The sequence below is a fragment of the Streptomyces bugieae genome (assembly GCF_036352915.1).
In the GTDB taxonomy this organism is placed as follows: Bacteria; Actinomycetota; Actinomycetes; order Streptomycetales; family Streptomycetaceae; genus Streptomyces; species Streptomyces endophytica.
Window position 1 is genome coordinate 66631 of record NZ_JAZBJP010000026.1, and the last position, 17683, is coordinate 84313.

General features: G+C 71.6%; 13 protein-coding genes. 5 read left to right on the forward strand and 8 right to left on the reverse strand.

Annotated elements, in window-relative coordinates; genetic code table 11:
* Positions 1-29: 29 nt before the first annotated feature.
* Together V2J85_RS29635 and V2J85_RS29640 are read right to left on the reverse strand one after the other, a co-directional pair.
* A complete protein-coding gene (locus V2J85_RS29635; RefSeq protein WP_330823254.1) occupies positions 30-1781 on the reverse strand; it encodes a PucR family transcriptional regulator in 1752 nt (583 codons plus the stop codon).
* 176 nt (positions 1782-1957) lie between these two features.
* Positions 1958-4450, reverse strand: coding sequence for an ATP/GTP-binding protein (locus tag V2J85_RS29640; RefSeq protein WP_330823256.1), 2493 nt, complete (start codon positions 4448-4450; stop codon positions 1958-1960).
* Between the two features lie 268 nt (positions 4451-4718).
* Between V2J85_RS29640 and gabT the strand changes: the two genes are divergently transcribed.
* Positions 4719-6068 carry a 4-aminobutyrate--2-oxoglutarate transaminase gene (gene gabT, locus V2J85_RS29645; RefSeq protein WP_330823257.1) on the forward strand — a complete coding sequence of 450 codons (1350 nt, stop codon included), beginning with the start codon at positions 4719-4721 and terminating at the stop codon, positions 6066-6068.
* A 483-nt stretch (positions 6069-6551) separates the two neighbouring features.
* Positions 6552-7289: a phosphatase PAP2 family protein gene (locus V2J85_RS29650; protein ID WP_330823258.1), complete on the forward strand. Its 738-nt coding sequence runs from the start codon at positions 6552-6554 to the stop codon at positions 7287-7289.
* A 149-nt stretch (positions 7290-7438) separates the two neighbouring features.
* On the opposite strand, the gene V2J85_RS29655 is transcribed toward V2J85_RS29650, so the two are convergent.
* The 6 genes from V2J85_RS29655 to V2J85_RS29680 form a co-directional block, all read right to left on the reverse strand.
* Entirely contained in the window at positions 7439-8860 is a 1422-nt protein-coding gene (locus V2J85_RS29655) for an NAD(P)/FAD-dependent oxidoreductase (RefSeq protein ID WP_330823260.1), read from the reverse strand.
* Between the two features lie 14 nt (positions 8861-8874).
* Positions 8875-9735, reverse strand: a complete 861-nt coding sequence (locus tag V2J85_RS29660; RefSeq protein WP_261955410.1) for an ABC transporter permease — start codon at positions 9733-9735, stop codon at positions 8875-8877.
* Positions 9735-10670: an ABC transporter permease gene (locus V2J85_RS29665; RefSeq protein WP_261955411.1), complete on the reverse strand. Its 936-nt coding sequence runs from the start codon at positions 10668-10670 to the stop codon at positions 9735-9737. The genes V2J85_RS29660 and V2J85_RS29665 overlap by 1 nt, the downstream gene beginning before the upstream one ends.
* Positions 10667-11830: an ABC transporter ATP-binding protein gene (locus V2J85_RS29670; RefSeq protein WP_261955412.1), complete on the reverse strand. Its 1164-nt coding sequence runs from the start codon at positions 11828-11830 to the stop codon at positions 10667-10669. Before V2J85_RS29670 ends, V2J85_RS29665 begins: the two co-directional genes overlap by 4 nt.
* A 62-nt stretch (positions 11831-11892) precedes the next feature.
* Positions 11893-13140 carry a polyamine ABC transporter substrate-binding protein gene (locus V2J85_RS29675; RefSeq protein ID WP_261955413.1) on the reverse strand — a complete coding sequence of 416 codons (1248 nt, stop codon included), beginning with the start codon at positions 13138-13140 and terminating at the stop codon, positions 11893-11895.
* Between the two features lie 178 nt (positions 13141-13318).
* A complete protein-coding gene (locus tag V2J85_RS29680; RefSeq protein WP_261955414.1) occupies positions 13319-14836 on the reverse strand; it encodes a gamma-aminobutyraldehyde dehydrogenase in 1518 nt (505 codons plus the stop codon).
* 201 nt (positions 14837-15037) lie between these two features.
* Between V2J85_RS29680 and V2J85_RS29685 the strand changes: the two genes are divergently transcribed.
* The 3 genes from V2J85_RS29685 to V2J85_RS29695 all read left to right on the forward strand — a co-directional run bounded on the left by V2J85_RS29685 (position 15038) and on the right by V2J85_RS29695 (position 17650).
* Positions 15038-15679: an NADAR family protein gene (locus tag V2J85_RS29685; protein WP_419836846.1), complete on the forward strand. Its 642-nt coding sequence runs from the start codon at positions 15038-15040 to the stop codon at positions 15677-15679.
* A 76-nt stretch (positions 15680-15755) separates the two neighbouring features.
* Positions 15756-16835: an adenosine deaminase gene (locus V2J85_RS29690; protein ID WP_410011259.1), complete on the forward strand. Its 1080-nt coding sequence runs from the start codon at positions 15756-15758 to the stop codon at positions 16833-16835.
* Between the two features lie 170 nt (positions 16836-17005).
* The gene (locus tag V2J85_RS29695; protein ID WP_330823262.1) at positions 17006-17650 is read left to right on the forward strand and encodes a DUF2690 domain-containing protein; all 645 of its coding nucleotides are present in this window, start codon (positions 17006-17008) and stop codon (positions 17648-17650) included.
* Positions 17651-17683 lie beyond the last annotated feature (33 nt).

Consider the following 17683-nt stretch of genomic DNA (forward strand, 5'->3'; position numbering starts at 1 on the left):
GGGGCCGCGGGGCGTCGGGGGCGCTCCGCTCACTCCCCGCCCTGCGAGGACGACGAGGACGACGAGGACGGCGACGGTGACGACGACGTGGCCTTGAGCGCCAGCCACAGCTCCATCCGCACGTCCGCGTCGTCCAGCGACCGCCCCAGGATCTCCTCCACCCGCCGCATCCGGTAGCGCAGCGTGTGCCGGTGGACGCCCAGGTCGGCGGCGGCCGCGTCCCACTGGCCGTGCCGGGCGAGCCAGGCCCGCAGCGAGGCCACCAGATCACCGCGGCCGGTCGCGTCGTGCTCCCGCAGCGCCCGCAGCAGCCCGTCCGCGAACGCCCGGACGGCGTCGTCGGCGAGCAGCGGGAGGACGGACCCGGCGGCTACGTCCTCGTGCTCGACCAGCACCCGGCCGCGCCGCCGGGCCACCGACAGCGCCTGCTCGGCCTGCCGGTAGGCGTTCGCGGCGGCCGCCGGCCCGGTCGGCGCGGACAGCCCGACGGCCAGTCCCTCGCCGCCCGCGCCCGGTTCGGTACGCCCCGCCCGGCCCCGTGTGCGGGCCTGCGCACCGGTCCGGGCCTCGGCCTGCGCCGCGTACGACGCACAGGCGTCCGCCGCCGCGCCGCCGTCCGCGACCAGCACGATCAGCCGGCCGCCGTCCGGCACCGCGAGCACCGCCTCACCGGTCCGCGCGGCCGCCGAATCCATGGCATCGGCCAGCGCGTCCAGCGCCCCTCCCGTACCGGTGGCCCGAGTGCTTGCCGTACCTCGCGACGTACCGGCCGTGCCGCGCGACGTACCGGCGGTCGGGGAGCCGGCCGACCCGCCGCCCTCCTCCCCCGCCACCGCCACCGCTTCCGCGACCACCATCCGGAACGGCGCGTCCAGCAGCCCGCCGTAGAGCCGCCCGGCCACCGCCCGCGCATGATCCGGCTCGCCGGCCAGCAGCATCTTCAGCACCGCGGCACCCAGCCGCTGCTCGGCGTCCTGCAGCGCCCGGGACCGCTCGGTGGTCAGCGTCAGCAGCGCGACCGCGGAGTGCACCGCGTACCGTTCGGCCGTCCCGAGCGGCGCGCCGGTGCCCACCGCGAGCACCCCGCGCGCCCGCCGGCCGGTGCCCAGCGACTGCAGCTCGACCCGGTCGTCGCCCTCGGCGTCGCTCACCACCGAGCTCGCCGGGGCGGGCCGCTCCCGGAGCCGCGCCACGTCCTCCGCGAGCCGCGCCGCCCGCCGCGCCGCCCAGTCGGGGGCGGCCGCCACGACGGCCCCCGACGCGTCGTACAGCGCCGCCCAGCCGTCCAGGTGCGCGGCGAGCCGGGCCAGCAGATCGGCCGGGCCCTCGGCGCTGAGCGCCGCCCGGGTCAGCTCCCGCTGCGCCTCGAAGCCCGCGGTCACGGCGCGGTACTGATCGGCGGCCACCGCCGCCGACACGGCCTTGCTGATCGCGATGAACGGCGTCCGGCGCGGCACGCCCAGCAGCGGCAGCCCCTGCTCCCGCGCCGCCGCCACCAGCGGCTCCGGCACGTCCTCGTAGTTCACCCCGACCGCGAAGCCCAGCCCGACCACCCCGGCCTCCGCCACCCGCCGCACGTACCTGCGGGTGGCCTCCGGATCCTCCGCGTCCAGCTTCAGCGCCGTGATCAGCAGCAGCTCGCCGCCCTCCATGTACGGCACCGGATCGATCAGCTCACTGGCATGCGCCCAGCGCACCGGCACGTCCAGCCGCTCCTCGCCCGCGAGCACGGTCAGCTTGAGCGCGGTGTGGTTGACCAGAGAAGCGAGCGTGTGCGGCATAAGACCTTCGATGGCTTCGGTGACGTCGGCGAACCTGAGCGGACAACCGATCGTCGACCACCCGACAACCGGCCCACGACCCATTCTTTACGCCGCCCCGTACGAACGGCCACCCCCGATTCTGCCTCAACGGAGGAATCGGGGGGACCGGGGTGCGGGGGCATGGGGCGTGGGGGTCAGGGGCGGAGGTCTACGAGGACGGGTGGGGCCGACTCCCCGCTCACCGAAGTCACGGACAGCACAGCGTGGCCGGGCGGCACCGAATTGGCCAGGTCCGACGCGGACCACCGTTCCCGTTCCACCGTCCGTACCGTCACCGCCTTCGCGGTGACGTTCTTGCCGGTGACCAGCCGTCGGATGGAGTGCAGGACCTTGGTGAACGGCTCGTCGGAGACGATCTGCCGGTCGGTGACGTCCTTGGTCTCCACCCACGCCTTGCCCCACACCTCGGCGAACCGAGCCCCGTCCCACGTGGTCACGCCCGCGAAGGCCACCCGGCAGCCGACCGTCCCCAGCAGCGCACCACGCAGCGACTCCGGTACGTCGTCCAGTCCCCGCAGCGTGAGCACCGCCCCGGCGTTCGCCGTCCGGAGCCGCTGGAGTCCGCGCAGCGCCTCCTGAGTGATGACGTGTGACGCGTCGTCAATGACCACGCAGGCGAACAACGAACGGTCCGGCCGGTTCACAGCGCACTCCGTGAACTGCGCAAGCACCAGCCGCGCCAGAATGCGCGAGGCGTCGGCATGCCCGCGCTCGGGGAGGTCGATCCGCACTCGGAGGGGATGGTCCAGAGCGCGCAGCGACACCTGGCGTGATTGCCCGGTCGGATCGAAGAACCCCTCGAACGCCGGCCGGTCCAGCACCGCGATCCGGTCGGCGAGCATCATCCCCGGATCACCCGGCCGTTCCGCCTGTCGCTCCCGCGCGTCCAGTTCCCGCAGGGCGCTGCGTTCCCCGGCCGCCTCCAGCGCTGCCCGCAGGCCCGCCATGGCCTCTTGGGAGCCGTCCAGGAGTTCCCGTAGCTCCGGCACCGCGGGAAAACGCCCGTGCGCCGCCCTGAACGGACCGAGCAGCTGACCGAGAACGGTCGCCGCCCGTCGCCCATCTCCTCCGGGAGACGTCGCCACCAGGTCGCCCACGAGCGCCTCCGCCAGGATCGCGGCTGCCTCGTCGGTGTCGGTCGTGCCCCCGTAGAGATCCAGGTCGCACTGCGCATCGCGGTGACCGATCTTGACCACGGCATCGAAGGCGTCATCGGGCGCCGGCGCCGTCCCTGCCGTCCCGACGGATACGACCGCGGCCCGTCCGGCGAGCGCCTGGAGGCACAGGGCCTCCACCAAGGGGCGCACCAGGCGGGTGGTCTTCCCCGAACCGGCCGGACCGACCGCGAGCAACGACGTCCCGAGTACGTCGGGTGCCAGCGCGAACCCGGTGCCGCGCCGGTCGTAGGGGTTGCGTACGTCTGTGGAGGCCGTTCCGATGCGTACCTGGGAGGTGAGCAGGTCGTGTCGAGCCGTCCGGTTCGTCAGGTCGCGCGCCCCGGAGGGGTGCAGACAGGCGGCGGAACCGTGCTTCTGGACGCTGTCGATGAAGGCGGGCAGCCGGCTCGGCTGCACCCGAACCGACTGCCAGGCACGGGTGAGCCGGGCGTGATCGACATCGTTCATCAGCCCGGACCGCGCCTCCTGCGCCAGCCGATCGGCCGCCGCACCGGCCCCCGCCTCCCGCAGACCGGCCCAATCGGCCTGGTCGACCTCGAGCATCCGGGCGCCGGTTTCCGCGACCTTCCGGGCGTCGGGCACCTCGCGCCGATCCGACGAGACGTATCGGTGCCGCAGCTCCGAGAAGCAGGCGAACCTGCTGAACACCACCAGCAGCACACCGAGGTCGATGAGCGAATAGCTCGTGGCGTAGTAGAAGTACGAAGCCTGCTGCCCGGACACCGGCGTCAGGTTCTCCAACTGGAGCATCAGCAGGGAGGACTCGGTCGTCTGGTCGGTGCACCACTGCCACAGGAACCAGACCACCACCAACGTCGCAACGGCGCGTGCGATCAGCTGTCCGCCGGGGAGCGCGCTCGGGTCCTTGGGTGCGAGCCAGGAAGGCAGCCGGTCCCACAAGCGGTTCGTCACTGGGGCGATCAGCCGGCGGAACAGCGTGGGCCAACGTCCGACCCGGCCGAAGATCACGACGATCACGCCCAGAATGAGCGCCATGTAGATGAACGAGGAGACGATGTTGGCATTCCCCGTCTTCCAGGAATCGGGCAGCATCACCTCGCGCGGCCACTTCCAGTAGGGGCCCAGGTAGTCGTTCATCAGCAGCGACCAGACCAGCCATGCGCACAGGAACGAGATCACCGCGCCGGCGATCAGCTGCGGTACCGCGATCTCGTGCGGCTCGTCCTTCGGCCTGGGCCGGTGCTCGTACGCCCAGATGCCCGGCCCCGCCAGTACGCGCGGAGCGCTCAGCCAGGCCATGAAGGGGGACTGCGGAGCGGCCCCCGGGCGGACGGCGTTGCCCGACACGGCGGTGTCCTGGCCCGCGGCGGCCGGATCGGGGAAACGCGGGGGCGCAGCGGGCCGCGGTGGCAGCTCCGGGGGTTGCGCCGGTCGCGGGACCTGGTCGGAGCGGGTGTGACGTGCGTCGTGCGTGCCCTCGGTGTCCATCCGGTGCCCCTTGTCCCCCTTGAGCCGTGGCCTGGTGTGCCGGTGCGGCGGTGCCGCGTTGTCGTTGTCATGCCCGCGCTGGTGGGCGCCGCTGCCGGGCGCGCCGGCGCTCAATCTACTGGCCGGGAGCCGTCGCTATGTCCGGTGCGGACAACGCAACACGCGCACTTCTCCCGAACGGAACATGCCAGACCCGCTCCCCCGCCCCTAGCCTGCGAGAACAAGACTCAAGACGTCTGTCCGTTCCCGTTCCATCCAGGAGACTGCCATGAGCGAACTGTCCGGAGGCCCCGCCCTTCCCCAGGAGCGTCGCGTCGTCACCGCGATCCCCGGCCCGAAGTCGCAGGAGCTGTGGGCCCGTAAGCAGGCCAGGGTCGCCAGTGGTGTCGGCGCCGTGCTGCCCGTCTTCGTGAAGCGTGCGGGCGGCGGCGTGCTGGAGGACGTGGACGGCAACTCCCTGATCGACTTCGGCTCGGGCATCGCGGTGACCTCGGTCGGCAACAGCGCGGAGGCGGTCGTCCGCCGGGCCACCGCGCAGCTCGCCGACTTCACCCACACCTGTGTGATGGTGACGCCGTACGAGCCGTACATCGAGGTCTGTGAGGCGCTGGCCGAGCTGACGCCGGGCGACCACGAGAAGAAGTCGGCGCTGTTCAACTCCGGCGCGGAGGCGGTCGAGAACGCCGTCAAGATCGCGCGGGCGTACACCAAGCGGCAGGCCGTGGTCGTCTTCGACCACGGGTACCACGGCCGGACGAACCTGACGATGGCGCTCACCGCCAAGAACATGCCGTACAAGCACGGCTTCGGCCCGTTCGCGCCCGAGGTCTACCGCGTACCGCTGGCCTACCCCTTCCGCTGGCTGACCGGCCCGGAGAACTGTGCGCAGGAGGCCGCGGAGCAGGCCATCTCGCAGATCACCAAGCAGATCGGCGCCGAGAACGTCGCGGCGATCATCATCGAGCCGGTGCTCGGCGAGGGCGGCTTCATCGAGCCGGCCAAGGGCTTCCTGCCCGCCATCGCGAACTTCGCGAAGGAGAACGGCATCGTCTTCGTCGCGGACGAGATCCAGTCCGGCTTCTGCCGCACGGGCCAGTGGTTCGCGTGTGAGGACGAGGGCATCGTGCCCGACCTCATCACCACCGCGAAGGGCATCGCCGGCGGTCTGCCGCTGGCGGCCGTGACCGGTCGCGCGGAGATCATGGACGCCGCGCACGCGGGCGGCCTGGGCGGCACCTACGGCGGTAACCCGGTGGCCTGCGCCGCGGCGCTCGGCTCGATCGAGACCATGCGCGAGCAGGACCTCAACGGCAAGGCCAAGCGCATCGAGGAGGTCATGAAGGCCCGCCTCGTCGCGATGCAGGAGAAGTACGACATCATCGGCGAGGTCCGCGGCCGCGGCGCCATGATCGCGATCGAGCTGGTCAAGTCCGGTTCGAAGGAGCCCAACCCGGAGGCGACCGGCGCGCTCGCCAAGGCCTGCCACCAGGAGGGCCTGCTCGTCCTGACGACCGGCACGTACGGCAACGTGCTGCGCTTCCTGCCGCCGCTGGTCATCGGCGAGGACCTGCTCAACGAGGGTCTGGACATCCTCGAGGCGGCGTTCGCGAAGATCTGATCCGCCCGGGAGCTGATCCCGCCAGGAGTGAGCGGCCCGCAGCCTGTCTGCGGGCCGCTTCCCGTTTCCGCAGGTGGCCGCGGTCGGTCAGCACCCCGGCCTGATCACCGCGTTCCGGGCGGACGCGGGTAGCTGGAGGTGCCGAGTGAAGAAGATGTGCGGGGCCGATGGCGGGCGGGTGATGCGGCTGTCCGGTCCGCTCCCCGTGCCGTACGGTTTCTGCAGATGAGAGAAACACCCCGCCCGCAGGGGACTGCGGGCGACGCCCGGTCGGCGCTTCCCCGGCTCCGGCCAGGCCGTGCCCTCGCGCACAAAGCCGGTCCCCCTCGCGAGAGGGGCTCCGGGAATCCTCACCGATCGGATGTCCGCCCGCCCCATACCCCCCGGGGCGCGCGGGACACCGGTCAGCGCGGCCGCCTCGGAACCACCCCCCCTGTTCCGAGGCGGCCGAACCTTTTTCCGGGCCCGTTCACCACTTGGTCCGTGCTGCTCCTCTGCGCGCTGCTGTTCGCCGTGCTCACCTGGCAGGTGGCGGCGCACGGTCCGCTGCGCACGTACGACGAGCGGCTCGGGCGGGGCGTCGCCGGTGCCCGCCACATCCCCTCCTCGGTCGCCGAGTTCTTCGCCGATCTCGGCAACACGGTCGTGGCGGTGCCGGTGTTGCTGGGGATGGTGGGGCTGGTGATGGTCCTTGGGTGGGGCGGATGGCGGTCACGACGGGGGAACGGGGCGACCGGCGGCCCGGCCGGGCGGTGGTGGCTGCCGCCGCTGGCCGCCGGGCTCGCGCTCGCCGCGGTCCCCGTGCTCGTCGTCCCGCTCAAGCTGTGGCTCGCCCGGCCGGGTCCGCCGCGGATGGCCGGCGGTGGGCAGGACGGCTTCTATCCGTCGGGCCACGCCGCCACGGCGGCGGTCGCCTACGGGGTGGCCGCGCTGCTGCTGATCCGTGGGCGGGGTCCCGGTGCGGGCCGGGCCGGCCGTGGGGCCCGGGGAGTGCTCCCGGTGGCGGTGGCCACTACGGCCGTGCTGCTCAACCTCGGCGTCGGTGTGGGGCTGGTGCGCCGTGGCTACCACTGGCCGCTGGACGTCCTCGGCAGCTGGTGTCTGGCGGGGGTGGTGCTCGCGCTCTGGTGGGCCGTATGCGACCGCTGGGCGCCGGAGGCCAGCGCCTCCTCCGCGCCCGTCACGGCCCCCATGTCCCCCTCGCCACCTCCGCTCCCGTAACCCCGCCCGCCCCTCCGAGGGCACGCAAAGGTACGGAACACCCGAAGGAACACGCGACGGTACGGCCACACCGGGAGGCGGACACGGAGGAGCGGGCGGAAGCCCTCCGCCCGCTCCAGTGACGCCCCCGTCCGCCTCGGGTGACGGACTCAGCTGTCGAAGCCCAGCCCCACCTTGTCCATCGCCTTCAGCCACAGGTTGCGGCGTCCGCCGTGGGTGTCGGCGCGGGTCATCGACCACTGGGTGATGCCGATGCCGGCCCAGCGCAGCGGCTCGGGCGGGAAGGGCAGCGGCTTGCTGCGGACCATCTCCAGCTCCGTGCGCTCGGTGCGTTCGCCGGCGAGCAGGTCCAGCATCACGTCGGCGCCGAAGCGGGTGGCGCCCACGCCGAGACCGGTGTAGCCGGCGGCGTAGGCGACCCGGCCGGCGTGCGCGGTGCCGAAGAAGGCCGAGAAGCGGGAGCAGGTGTCGATGGCGCCGCCCCAGGTGTGGGTGAAGCGCAGGCCCTCCAACTGCGGGAAGCAGCGGAAGAAGTGCCGGGCGAGCTTCTCGTACGTCTCCGGGTGGTGGTCGTACTCGGCGCGGACGCCGCCGCGGTAGCGGTAGACGATGTCGTAGCCGCCCCACAGGATGCGGTGGTCGGCGGTGATGCGGAAGTAGTGGAAGTGGTTGTTGGAGTCGGAGAGGCCCTGGCGGTTCTTCCAGCCGATGGCGGCCAGTTGCTCGTCGGTCAGCGGCTCGGTCATCAGGGCGTGGTCGTAGACCGGGACGATGTACGGGCGCACCCGCTTCACCAGCGACGGGAAGGCGTTGGTGCCGAGCGCGACATGGCGGGCGAAGACCCGGCCGTACGGGGTGCGGACGGCCATGCCCATGCCCTCGGAGGCGAGCGCGGTGGCGCGGGTGCGCTCGTAGATGCGCACGCCGAGGCCCAGGCACGCCTGCTTCAGGCCCCAGGCGAGCTTGGCCGGGTTGACCATGGCGACGCCGTCGCGGTCCCACAGACCGGCCCGGAAGGTCGGTGAGTCGACCTCGGCGCGGAGCTCGTCCTCGTCGAGGAAGGTGTGCCGGTCCAGGCCGAGCTTCGCGGCGTCCTCGGCGGCCTCCTTGAGCTCGGCGATCTGGTACGGCTCGGTGGCGATGTCGATCTCGCCGGTGCGCTCGAAGTCGCAGTCGATGCCGTAGCGGGCCACCGCCTCCCCGATGGCGTCGAGGTTGCGGATGCCGAGTTCTTCGAGCTTGGCGAGTTCGCCGGGCCAGCGGGCCAGTCCGTTGCCCAGGCCGTGGGTGAGGGAGGCGGCGCAGAAGCCGCCGTTGCGCCCGGAGGCGGCCCAGCCGATCTCGGCGCCTTCGACGAGCACGACGTCGCGCTGCGGGTCGCGCTCCTTGGCGAGCAGCGCGGTCCACAGTCCGGAGTAGCCGCCGCCGACGACCAGCAGGTCGCAGTTCTCGTCGCCGACGAGGGCGGGCTGCGCGGCGGGGCGGGCGGGGTCGTCGAGCCAGAAGGGTGTGGGGGCGGCGTCCGCGAGCGCGTGGACGGGGGACGGGGCGTTCATGGCAGCTCGTGCCATGGTTCTCAGCTCCTCTAGCTCCTCTTACGGCGTTTGCCGGCCAGTTGGCCGACCACTACGCACAGCACGGCGACCAGGAACATCGCCGTACCGATGACATTGATCTGAACGGGTGTGCCCCGCTGTGCCGATCCCCAGACGAACATGGGGAAGGTCACGGTGGAGCCGGCGTTGAAGTTGGTGATGATGAAGTCGTCGAAGGAGAGCGCGAAGGAGAGCAGTGCGCCGGCCGCGATGCCGGGCGCGGCGATCGGCAGCGTCACCCGCAGGAACGTCTGCGTGGGCGAGGCGTAGAGGTCCTGGGCGGCCTGTTCGAGCCGCGGGTCCATGCTCATCACGCGGGCCTTGACGGCGGTGACGACGAAGCTCAGGCAGAACATGATGTGCGCGATGAGGATCGTCCAGAAGCCGAACTGGATGCCCATGTTGAGGAAGAGGGTGGCCAGCGAGGCGGCCATGACGACCTCGGGCATGGCCATCGGCAGGAAGATCAGGGTGTTGACGCCGGCCCGGGCGCGGAAGCGGTAGCGGGCCAGCGCGAACGCGATCATGGTGCCGAGGACGGTCGCGCCGACCGTGGCCCATACGGCGATCTGCAGGCTCAGTCCCAGCGAGCCGCACAGGTCGGCGACCCCGCACGGATCGGTCCAGGCGTCCGTGGAGAACCGCTGCCACTGGTAGTTGAAGCGGCCGTTGGGCTTGTTGAACGAGAAGACCATCACGACGAGGTTGGGCAGGATGAGGTAGCCCAGGGTGCCCAGCCCCGCGAGGGTGACGATGTTGCGGCGCAGCCAGCGCAGGCCCCTGTTGGGCGTGCGGCCGTTCGTGGGCGCCGTGGTTGCCGTGGTCCCGGCCGTGGTGCTCGATGCCGCCATCAGACCAGATCCTCCGTCCCGGACTTGCGGATGTAGATCGTGACCATCGCGAGGATGGCCGCCATGAGGATGAAGGAGAGCGCGGCGGCGGTCGGGTAGTCCAGGACCCGCAGGAACTGCGACTGGATGACGTTGCCGATCATCTTCTGGTCGGTGGAGCCCAGCAGTTCGGCGTTGATGTAGTCACCGGCGGCCGGGATGAAGGTGAGCAGGGTGCCCGCGACGACGCCGGGCATCGACAGCGGGAAGGTCACCCGGCGGAAGGTGGTGGCCGGGCGGGCGTAGAGGTCGCCAGCCGCCTCGTGCAGCCGCGGGTCGATGCGCTCCAGCGAGGTGTAGAGCGGCAGGACCATGAACGGCAGGAAGTTGTACGTCAGTCCGCAGACCACCGCGAGCGGGGTGGCCAGCACCCGGTGTCCCTCGGTGATGCCCAGCGCGCTGGTGACGTCGAGGAGGTGCAGCGAGTTCAGGGCGGCGACGACCGGTCCGCCGTCGGCCAGGATCGTCTTCCAGGCCAGCGTGCGGATCAGGAAGCTGGTGAAGAACGGGGCGATGACCAGGATCATCACGACGTTGCGCCAGCGGCCCGCCTTGAAGGCGATGAGGTACGCCAGCGGGTAACCCAGGAGCAGGCAGAGCGCGGTGGCGATGGCGGCGTAGCCGACCGAGCGGACGAACTGCGGCCAGTATTCGCCGAGCGCGTCCCAGTAGGTGGCGAAGTGCCAGGTGACCTTGAAGCCCTCTTCGAGGGAGCCGGTCTGGATGGAGGTCGACGCCTGGTAGACGAGCGGGGCGGCGAAGAAGACGATCAGCCACAGGATGCCGGGCAGCAGCAGCCAGTAGGGGACCAGCCGTTTGCGGGCCGGGGTCTTGCGCACCTCCAGGGGTGCGGTGGTCTGCTCCTCCGCTGGTGCGGGGGTTTCGGTGGTGGTCACGCGGCCTCCTCGTCGAGGTCCGCGCCGGCCTGGATGTCCTGGGTGGCGTCCAGCCCGAAGGTGTGCGCCGGGCTCCAGTGCAGCACGATCTCCGCGCCGGGGACGAGCCGGCCGTCGCGCTCGATGTTCTGCTCGTAGACGGCGAGTTCGCCCAGGCCCGGTACGTCGACGACGTACTGGGTGGAGACGCCGATGAAGCTGGCGTCCTTGATGCGGCCGGGCAGCCGGTTGTGGCCCTCGGTGATGGACCCGGCGTCGTCGGCGTGCCGCAGGGCGACCTTCTCGGGCCGGACGCCGGCCAGCACCTTCTCGCCCGTACGGGCCGAGGCGCTACATCGGGCGGCGGGCAGCCGGAGCTTGGCGTCCGCGGCCTTGAGCAGCAGCTCGTCGCCGCCGGCCTCGACGACCTCGGCCTCGATGAGGTTGGAGGTGCCCAGGAAGTTGGCGACGAAGGTGGTGGCGGGGTTCTCGTAGAGGTCGGCGGGGGCGCCGAGCTGCTCGACCCGACCGCCGTTCATCACGGCCACGGTGTCGGCCATCGTCATGGCCTCCTCCTGGTCGTGGGTGACGTGCACGAAGGTGATCCCGACCTCGGTCTGGATGCGCTTGAGCTCCAGCTGCATCTGGCGGCGCAGCTTGAGGTCGAGGGCGCCCAGCGGCTCGTCGAGGAGCAGCACCTGGGGGTGGTTGATCAGCGCGCGGGCGACCGCGACGCGCTGCTGCTGGCCGCCGGAGAGCTGCTGCGGCTTGCGGCGGGCCATCGGGCCGAGCTGGACCAGGTCGAGCATCTCCTCGACCTGCTTCTTGACGGACTTGATGCCGCGGCGGCGCAGTCCGAAGGCGACGTTCTCGTAGATGTCGAGGTGCGGGAAGAGCGCGTAGTTCTGGAAGACGGTGTTGACCTGGCGCTTGTAGGGCGGCAGGACGGTGACGTCCTGGCCCGCGAGTTCGACGGTCCCGGTGGTGGGCTCCTCCAGGCCGGCGATCATCCGCAGGGTGGTGGTCTTGCCGCAGCCGGAGGCGCCCAGCAGCGCGAAGAAGGAGCCCGCGGGGACGGTCAGGTCGAGCGGATGGACGGCGGTGAAGGAGCCGTAGGTCTTGCTTATCCCTTGGAGGCGGACGTCGCCGCCGCTGCTCTGGGGGGTCGCGGTCTTGGTCATGTCGGTCGTCCCGTGGGTCGGTGGGCGAAACGGCTCGGGGGCGGGCCCGGTGCGTGGTGGGGTCAGGCGCCGGTGAGGTCGGAGAACTTCTGGCTGAACACCTTGTTCTCCTTGGCGGTCAGCGCGCGGAAGGAGTGGGACCTGGCGGCCATCTCCTTGTCCGGCAGGATCAGCGGGTTGTCCGCCGCCTTCTTGTCGATCTTGGCGAGTTCCTCGCGGACGCCGTCGACCGGGCAGACGTAGTTGATGTACGCCGCGAGCTGCGCCGCCACCTTCGGCTCGTAGAAGTAGTCGATGAGCCGTTCGGCGTTTTCCTTGTGGCGGGCCTTGTTCGGCACCATCAGGTTGTCGGTGGACGTCATGTAGCCGCTCTTGGGGACGACGTACTCGATGTCCGGGTTGTCGTTCTGCAGCTGGACGATGTCGCCGGCCCAGGCCACGCACGCGGCGAGGTCGCCCTTGTCCAGGTCCGTGGTGTAGTCGTTGCCGGTGAAGCGGCGGATCTGCTTGGAGTCGACGCCCTTCTGGAGCCGGGCGATCGCCGCGTCGAAGTCGTCCGCGGTGACCTCCTCGGGCTTCTTGCCCATGTCCAGGAGGGTCAGCCCTATCGAGTCGCGCATCTCGGAGAGGAAGCCGACCCGGCCCTTGAGCTGCGGGTCCTCCAGCAGCTGGCTGACCGAGTCGACCTTCCGGCCGCCGGTGGCCTTCTTGTTGTACGCGATGATCGCGGGGATGCCCTGCCACACGTAGGAGTGCGCCCGGCCGGGGTCCCAGGCGGGGTTGCGGAACTGCGCCGAGAGGTTGGCGTAGGCGTGCGGCAGGTTGGCCGGGTCCAGCTCCTGGATCCAGCCGAGGGAGATCATCCGCGCGCACATCCAGTCGGTGAGCACGATCAGGTCGCGGCCGGTGTCCTGGCCGGCCGCCAGCTGTGCCTGGACCTTGCCGAAGAACTCGTCGTTGTCGTTGATGTCCTCGGTGTATTTGACGGCGATGCCGGTGCGCCGGGTGAAACGGTCCAGCGTCGGATGGTGCTTGCCGTCGTCGCTGACGTCCATGTACTCGGTCCAGTTGGAGAAGTTGAGCCGCTTCTCCTTCCGGGAGTGGTCCTGGGACGCCACGGCGTCGGTACGGCCGGCGGGCGGGATGCCGCAGGCCGCCAGGGCGCCCAGGCCGCCGGTGACGGCCGCCATGGCACCGCCCGCGCGCAGCAGCGAGCGGCGGGTCATGGCGAGCCGGCCGTTGGTCGCGCTCCGGCGCATGGCGGCGAGTTCGACCGCGGACAGGGGTTCGGGCTGCTGGTGGTGCTCCATGCGCGGTGCCCTTTCAGGGGGTGAGCCCGGCGCTCGGCCGGCGGTGACGGTGCCGTGCGGCCGGCTGGCCGCGGGGTGAGCCCGTAGGGGCGGGGAACGGGCGGGGCGAGGTGGGGGCTCGCTCCGGGGAGTCGACCGGGGACCGGTCCGGGGGCCGCCGCGGCCCCCGGTGGTCCCTTCAGGTGCGGTCCCCGAAGATCGTGCGGTGCCAGTCCTTCCTGGCGACCGCGGTGTTGTCGTACATCACGTGCTTGACCTGGGTGTACTCCTCGAAGGAGTAGGCCGACATGTCCTTGCCGAAGCCGGAGGCCTTGGCGCCGCCGTGCGGCATCTCGCTGATGATCGGGATGTGGTCGTTGACCCAGACGCAGCCCGCCTTGATCTCGCGGGTGGCGCGGCCGGTGCGGTAGACGTCCCGGCTCCAGGCGGAGGCGGCCAGCCCGTAGGGGGTGTCGTTGGCCAGCGCGATGCCCTCGTCGTCACTGTCGAAGGGCAGCACGACCAGCACCGGGCCGAAGATCTCGGACTGCACGACCTCGCTGTCCTGGGCGGCGCCGGCGATCAGCGTGGGCAGGTAGTACGCGCCCTTGGCCAGCTCGCCCTGGGGGGCCTCGCCGCCGGTGACGACGGTGGCGTAGTCGCGCGCCCGGTCGACGAAGGCGGCCACCCGGTCGCGCTGGGTGTGCGAGATCAGCGGGCCCAGGTCGGTGGACGGGTCGAAGGGGTCGCCGAGCCGTACGGTCGCCATCAGGTCGGCGACGCCGCTGACGAAGGCGTCGTAGAGCGGGCGCTGGACGTAGGCGCGGGTGGCGGCGGTGCAGTCCTGGCCGGTGTTGATCAGCGCGCCGGCGACCGCTCCGTGGACGGCCGCCTCCAGGTCCGCGTCGTCGAACACGACGAACGGGGCCTTGCCGCCGAGTTCGAGGTGGAGGCGCTTGACCGTGCCGGTGGCGATCTCGGCGACGCGCTTGCCGACGGCGGTCGAGCCGGTGAAGGAGGTCATCGCGACGGTGCGGTGGCCCACCAGGTGCTCACCGGCGTCCCGGCCGGCCCCGGAGACGATGTTGAGCACGCCGTCGGGCAGCCCCGCGCGCTGGGCGGCCTGGGCGAAGAGCAGCGAGGTCAGCGGGGTGATCTCGGCGGGCTTCAGGACGATGGTGTTGCCCGCGGCGATGGCCGGCAGCACCTTCCAGGCGGCCATCTGGAGCGGATAGTTCCAGGGCGCGATGGAGCCGACGACGCCGATGGGCTCGCGGCGGATCACGGAGGTGTGGTCGGCGCTGTATTCGCCGGCCGCCTTGCCCTCCAGATGGCGGGCCGCGCCGGCGAAGAATGCGGCATTGTCGATCGAACCCGGCACATCGAACTCATTGCTGAGCTTGATCGGCTTTCCGCAGTTCAGCGATTCGGCGAAGGCGAGATCGGCGGCGTCCTCGGCGAGTGCGGCGGCGAAGCGGTGGAGGGTGTCGGAGCGCTCACCGGGCGTGGCCCCGGCCCACTCCGGGAAGGCCCGTCCGGCCGCCTCGACGGCCGCGTCGACATCGGCCGTACCTGCGAGTTCGTAGCGGTACACCGTCTCGCCGGTCGCCGGGTCCACGACGTCCTGGCTCCGGCCGGAGGTGCCGCTCCGGAGGCTGCCCGCAATGAATTGCGCGCCCTGGGCGAATCGCTCGGTGACGTCGAATCGGTGATCCATGGTGCTCTCCTCCGCCGGGCGCCGGGGCCGCTCCGCGGCACTGCCTGGCGTAGCTATTTCCGGAATCGATGGCCGATCTTGACAGAGTAGAACAGCCTCAACAAGGGATTCCGTTGTTGCCTTTTGGTTACGCGACGAATTCTGCGATTTCCGTGGTGTACACCCCGACACGTTGTCAGTGCCCGCTGACAGAATCCCGGCATGATGCACGACAGCACGGGGAGCGACCCGGGGCGGGCCCCGGAGATCGCTGGGGGGATCATGGCCGGGCGCGCCGCGGACGGGCCGCGCTCGGTCGAGGAACTGCGCCGGGAGACCTCCGCCGGCAAGCGTCCGAAATGCGTCTTTTTCTGGGGCCACCGCCCGCGCCGCGACGGCGGCCTGAGCCCGAGCTGCTTCAGCCAGTGGTGGCCGGCCCCCTTCACGGTCGACGGGACCACCTACGCCACCTCCGAGCACTGGATGATGGCCGGCAAGGCCCGGCTCTTCGGCGACGCCGAGGCGGAGCGGCAGGCCATCGCGGCCGGCCACCCCAAGCAGGCCAAGGACGCCGGCCGGAAGGTCCGGGGCTTCGACGAGGAGACCTGGCGGCGCCACCGCTTCGCCCTGGTCGTCGAGGGCAGCCTGCACAAATTCGGCCAGGACCCCGCCCTGCGGGAATTCCTGCTGGGCACGGACTCCCGGGTCCTGGTCGAGGCCAGCCCGCTGGACCGCATATGGGGCATCGGCCTGGCCGCCGACGACGAGCGCGCCGCGACCCCGGAGCGCTGGCGCGGGCTCAATCTGCTGGGCTTCGCCCTGATGGAGGCCCGCCAGCGACTGCGGGAGGACGCGGCGGCGTAGCCGGGGGGGCGTCCGCTCGTAGCCGGGGGGTCCGCCCACAAGGGCCGCCCCCTGCCCCGTCACCGCCCCGCATAGCATGACGGGGCCGACCGGGCCGTTCCGCTCAACCGCCCATCCTGACCAGGAGGATCCGTTGTCCGATCTCGATGCCTTCATCGCGGGCCTGCCCAAGGCGGAGCTGCACGTCCACCACGTCGGCTCGGCCTCGCCGCGGATCGTCTCCGAGCTGGCCGCCCGGCACCCGGACTCCGCGGTCCCCACCGACCCCGAAGCGCTGGCCGACTACTTCACCTTCCGCGACTTCGCGCACTTCATCGAGGTCTACCTCTCCGTCGTGGACCTGATCCGCGACGCCGAGGACGTCCGGCTGCTGACGTACGAGGTCGCCCGGGACATGGCGCGCCAGCAGATCCGCTACGCCGAGCTGACCATCACGCCGTTCAGCTCCACCCGCCGCGGCATCCCCGATGCCGCGTTCGTCGAGGCCATCGAGGACGCCCGGAAGGCCGCGGAGTCCGAGCTGGGCGTGGTGCTGCGCTGGTGCTTCGACATCCCCGGTGAGGCCGGCCTGGAGGCCGCCGAGGAGACCGCCCGGATCGCCTGCGACCTGCAGCCCGAGGGGCTGGTGTCGTTCGGGCTCGGCGGGCCCGAAATCGGCGTCCCGCGCCCCCAGTTCAAGCCGTACTTCGACCGCGCGATCGCCGCCGGGCTGCGCTCCGTACCGCACGCCGGCGAGACCACCGGCCCCGGCACGATCTGGGACGCGCTCCGCGACCTCCGCGCCGAGCGCATCGGGCACGGCACCAGCGCGCCCCAGGACCCCGCGCTGCTCGCCCATCTCGCCGAGCGCCGCATCCCGTTGGAGGTCTGCCCCACCTCCAACATCGCCACCCGCGCGGTCCGCACCCTGGACGAGCACCCGATCAAGGAGATGGTCGACGCGGGCGTCCTGGTCACCATCAACAGCGACGACCCCCCGATGTTCGGCACCGACCTCAACACCGAATACGCCGTCGCCGCCCGCCTGTTGGGCCTGGACACCGCCGGGCTGGCCGCCCTGGCCAAGAACGCCGTCGAGGCCTCCTTCATGGACGCCCCGGCCAAGGCCCGGCTGGCCGCCGAGATCGACACGTACGCCACCTCCTGGCGCGGCTGAACGGCGCCACCGCCCGCCGACGGCACCACGGTTGCCCGCTGACCGGCGGCGTTCCCCGACGGGAAGGCCGCCGGCATCGCCGACACAACGACCGGATCCGTCCGCGTCATATCCGGCCAAACGCCTTATCCTGCCCTCCTGACGAGGTGTCACACAGTGCAGGAGGTCGCGTGCCCGGCTCACGAGGCGATGCGGAGGACCCCCACGGCGGGACGGGCGACTCGGGAACGGGCACGCGTACGGCCACGCCCGACGAGCGCTCCTGGCTGAAGCGGCACGGCCCCGAGACGCTGATCGGTTCGGTGATCGTGGCCGCGGTGACCACCGTGCTGACCGTGACGATCCCGCTGCTCGCGGGCGGCGACCCGGACGACGACCGCGGCGGCGGGGCCGGCCCCGTCCTCACCCCGTCCGCCGTCACGGCCGCGACCGAGCCCCCGACCTGCACGATGATCGACTGCGACGGTCTCGACCCCAAGGACACCCACTGCGACCGGGGCGCGGTCACCCTGGCCCGGGAGATGGCCGGCAGCATGCAGGTCTCGGTCCGCTACAGCCCCGGCTGCCGAACGGTCTGGGGCAAGCTGACCGGCGCCGAGGAGGGCGACACGATCGAGATCGCCACCTCCCCGGCCAAGAAGGAACGCAAAGCGGTCCGCACCGGGCACACCCAGTACACGGCCATGCTCCCGGCCGGCCAGACCTTCTCCGCCCAGGCGATCGGCATCAGCCTCAAGGGCCAGCCCGCCCACGGCCTCCCGCCGGGCCACCAGGTCCCCGTCGGAGCCGGCCAGAACGACATCCCACCCCTCTAGACGTGCCCTGCCGCCCGGCGCCCCTCCCTACAG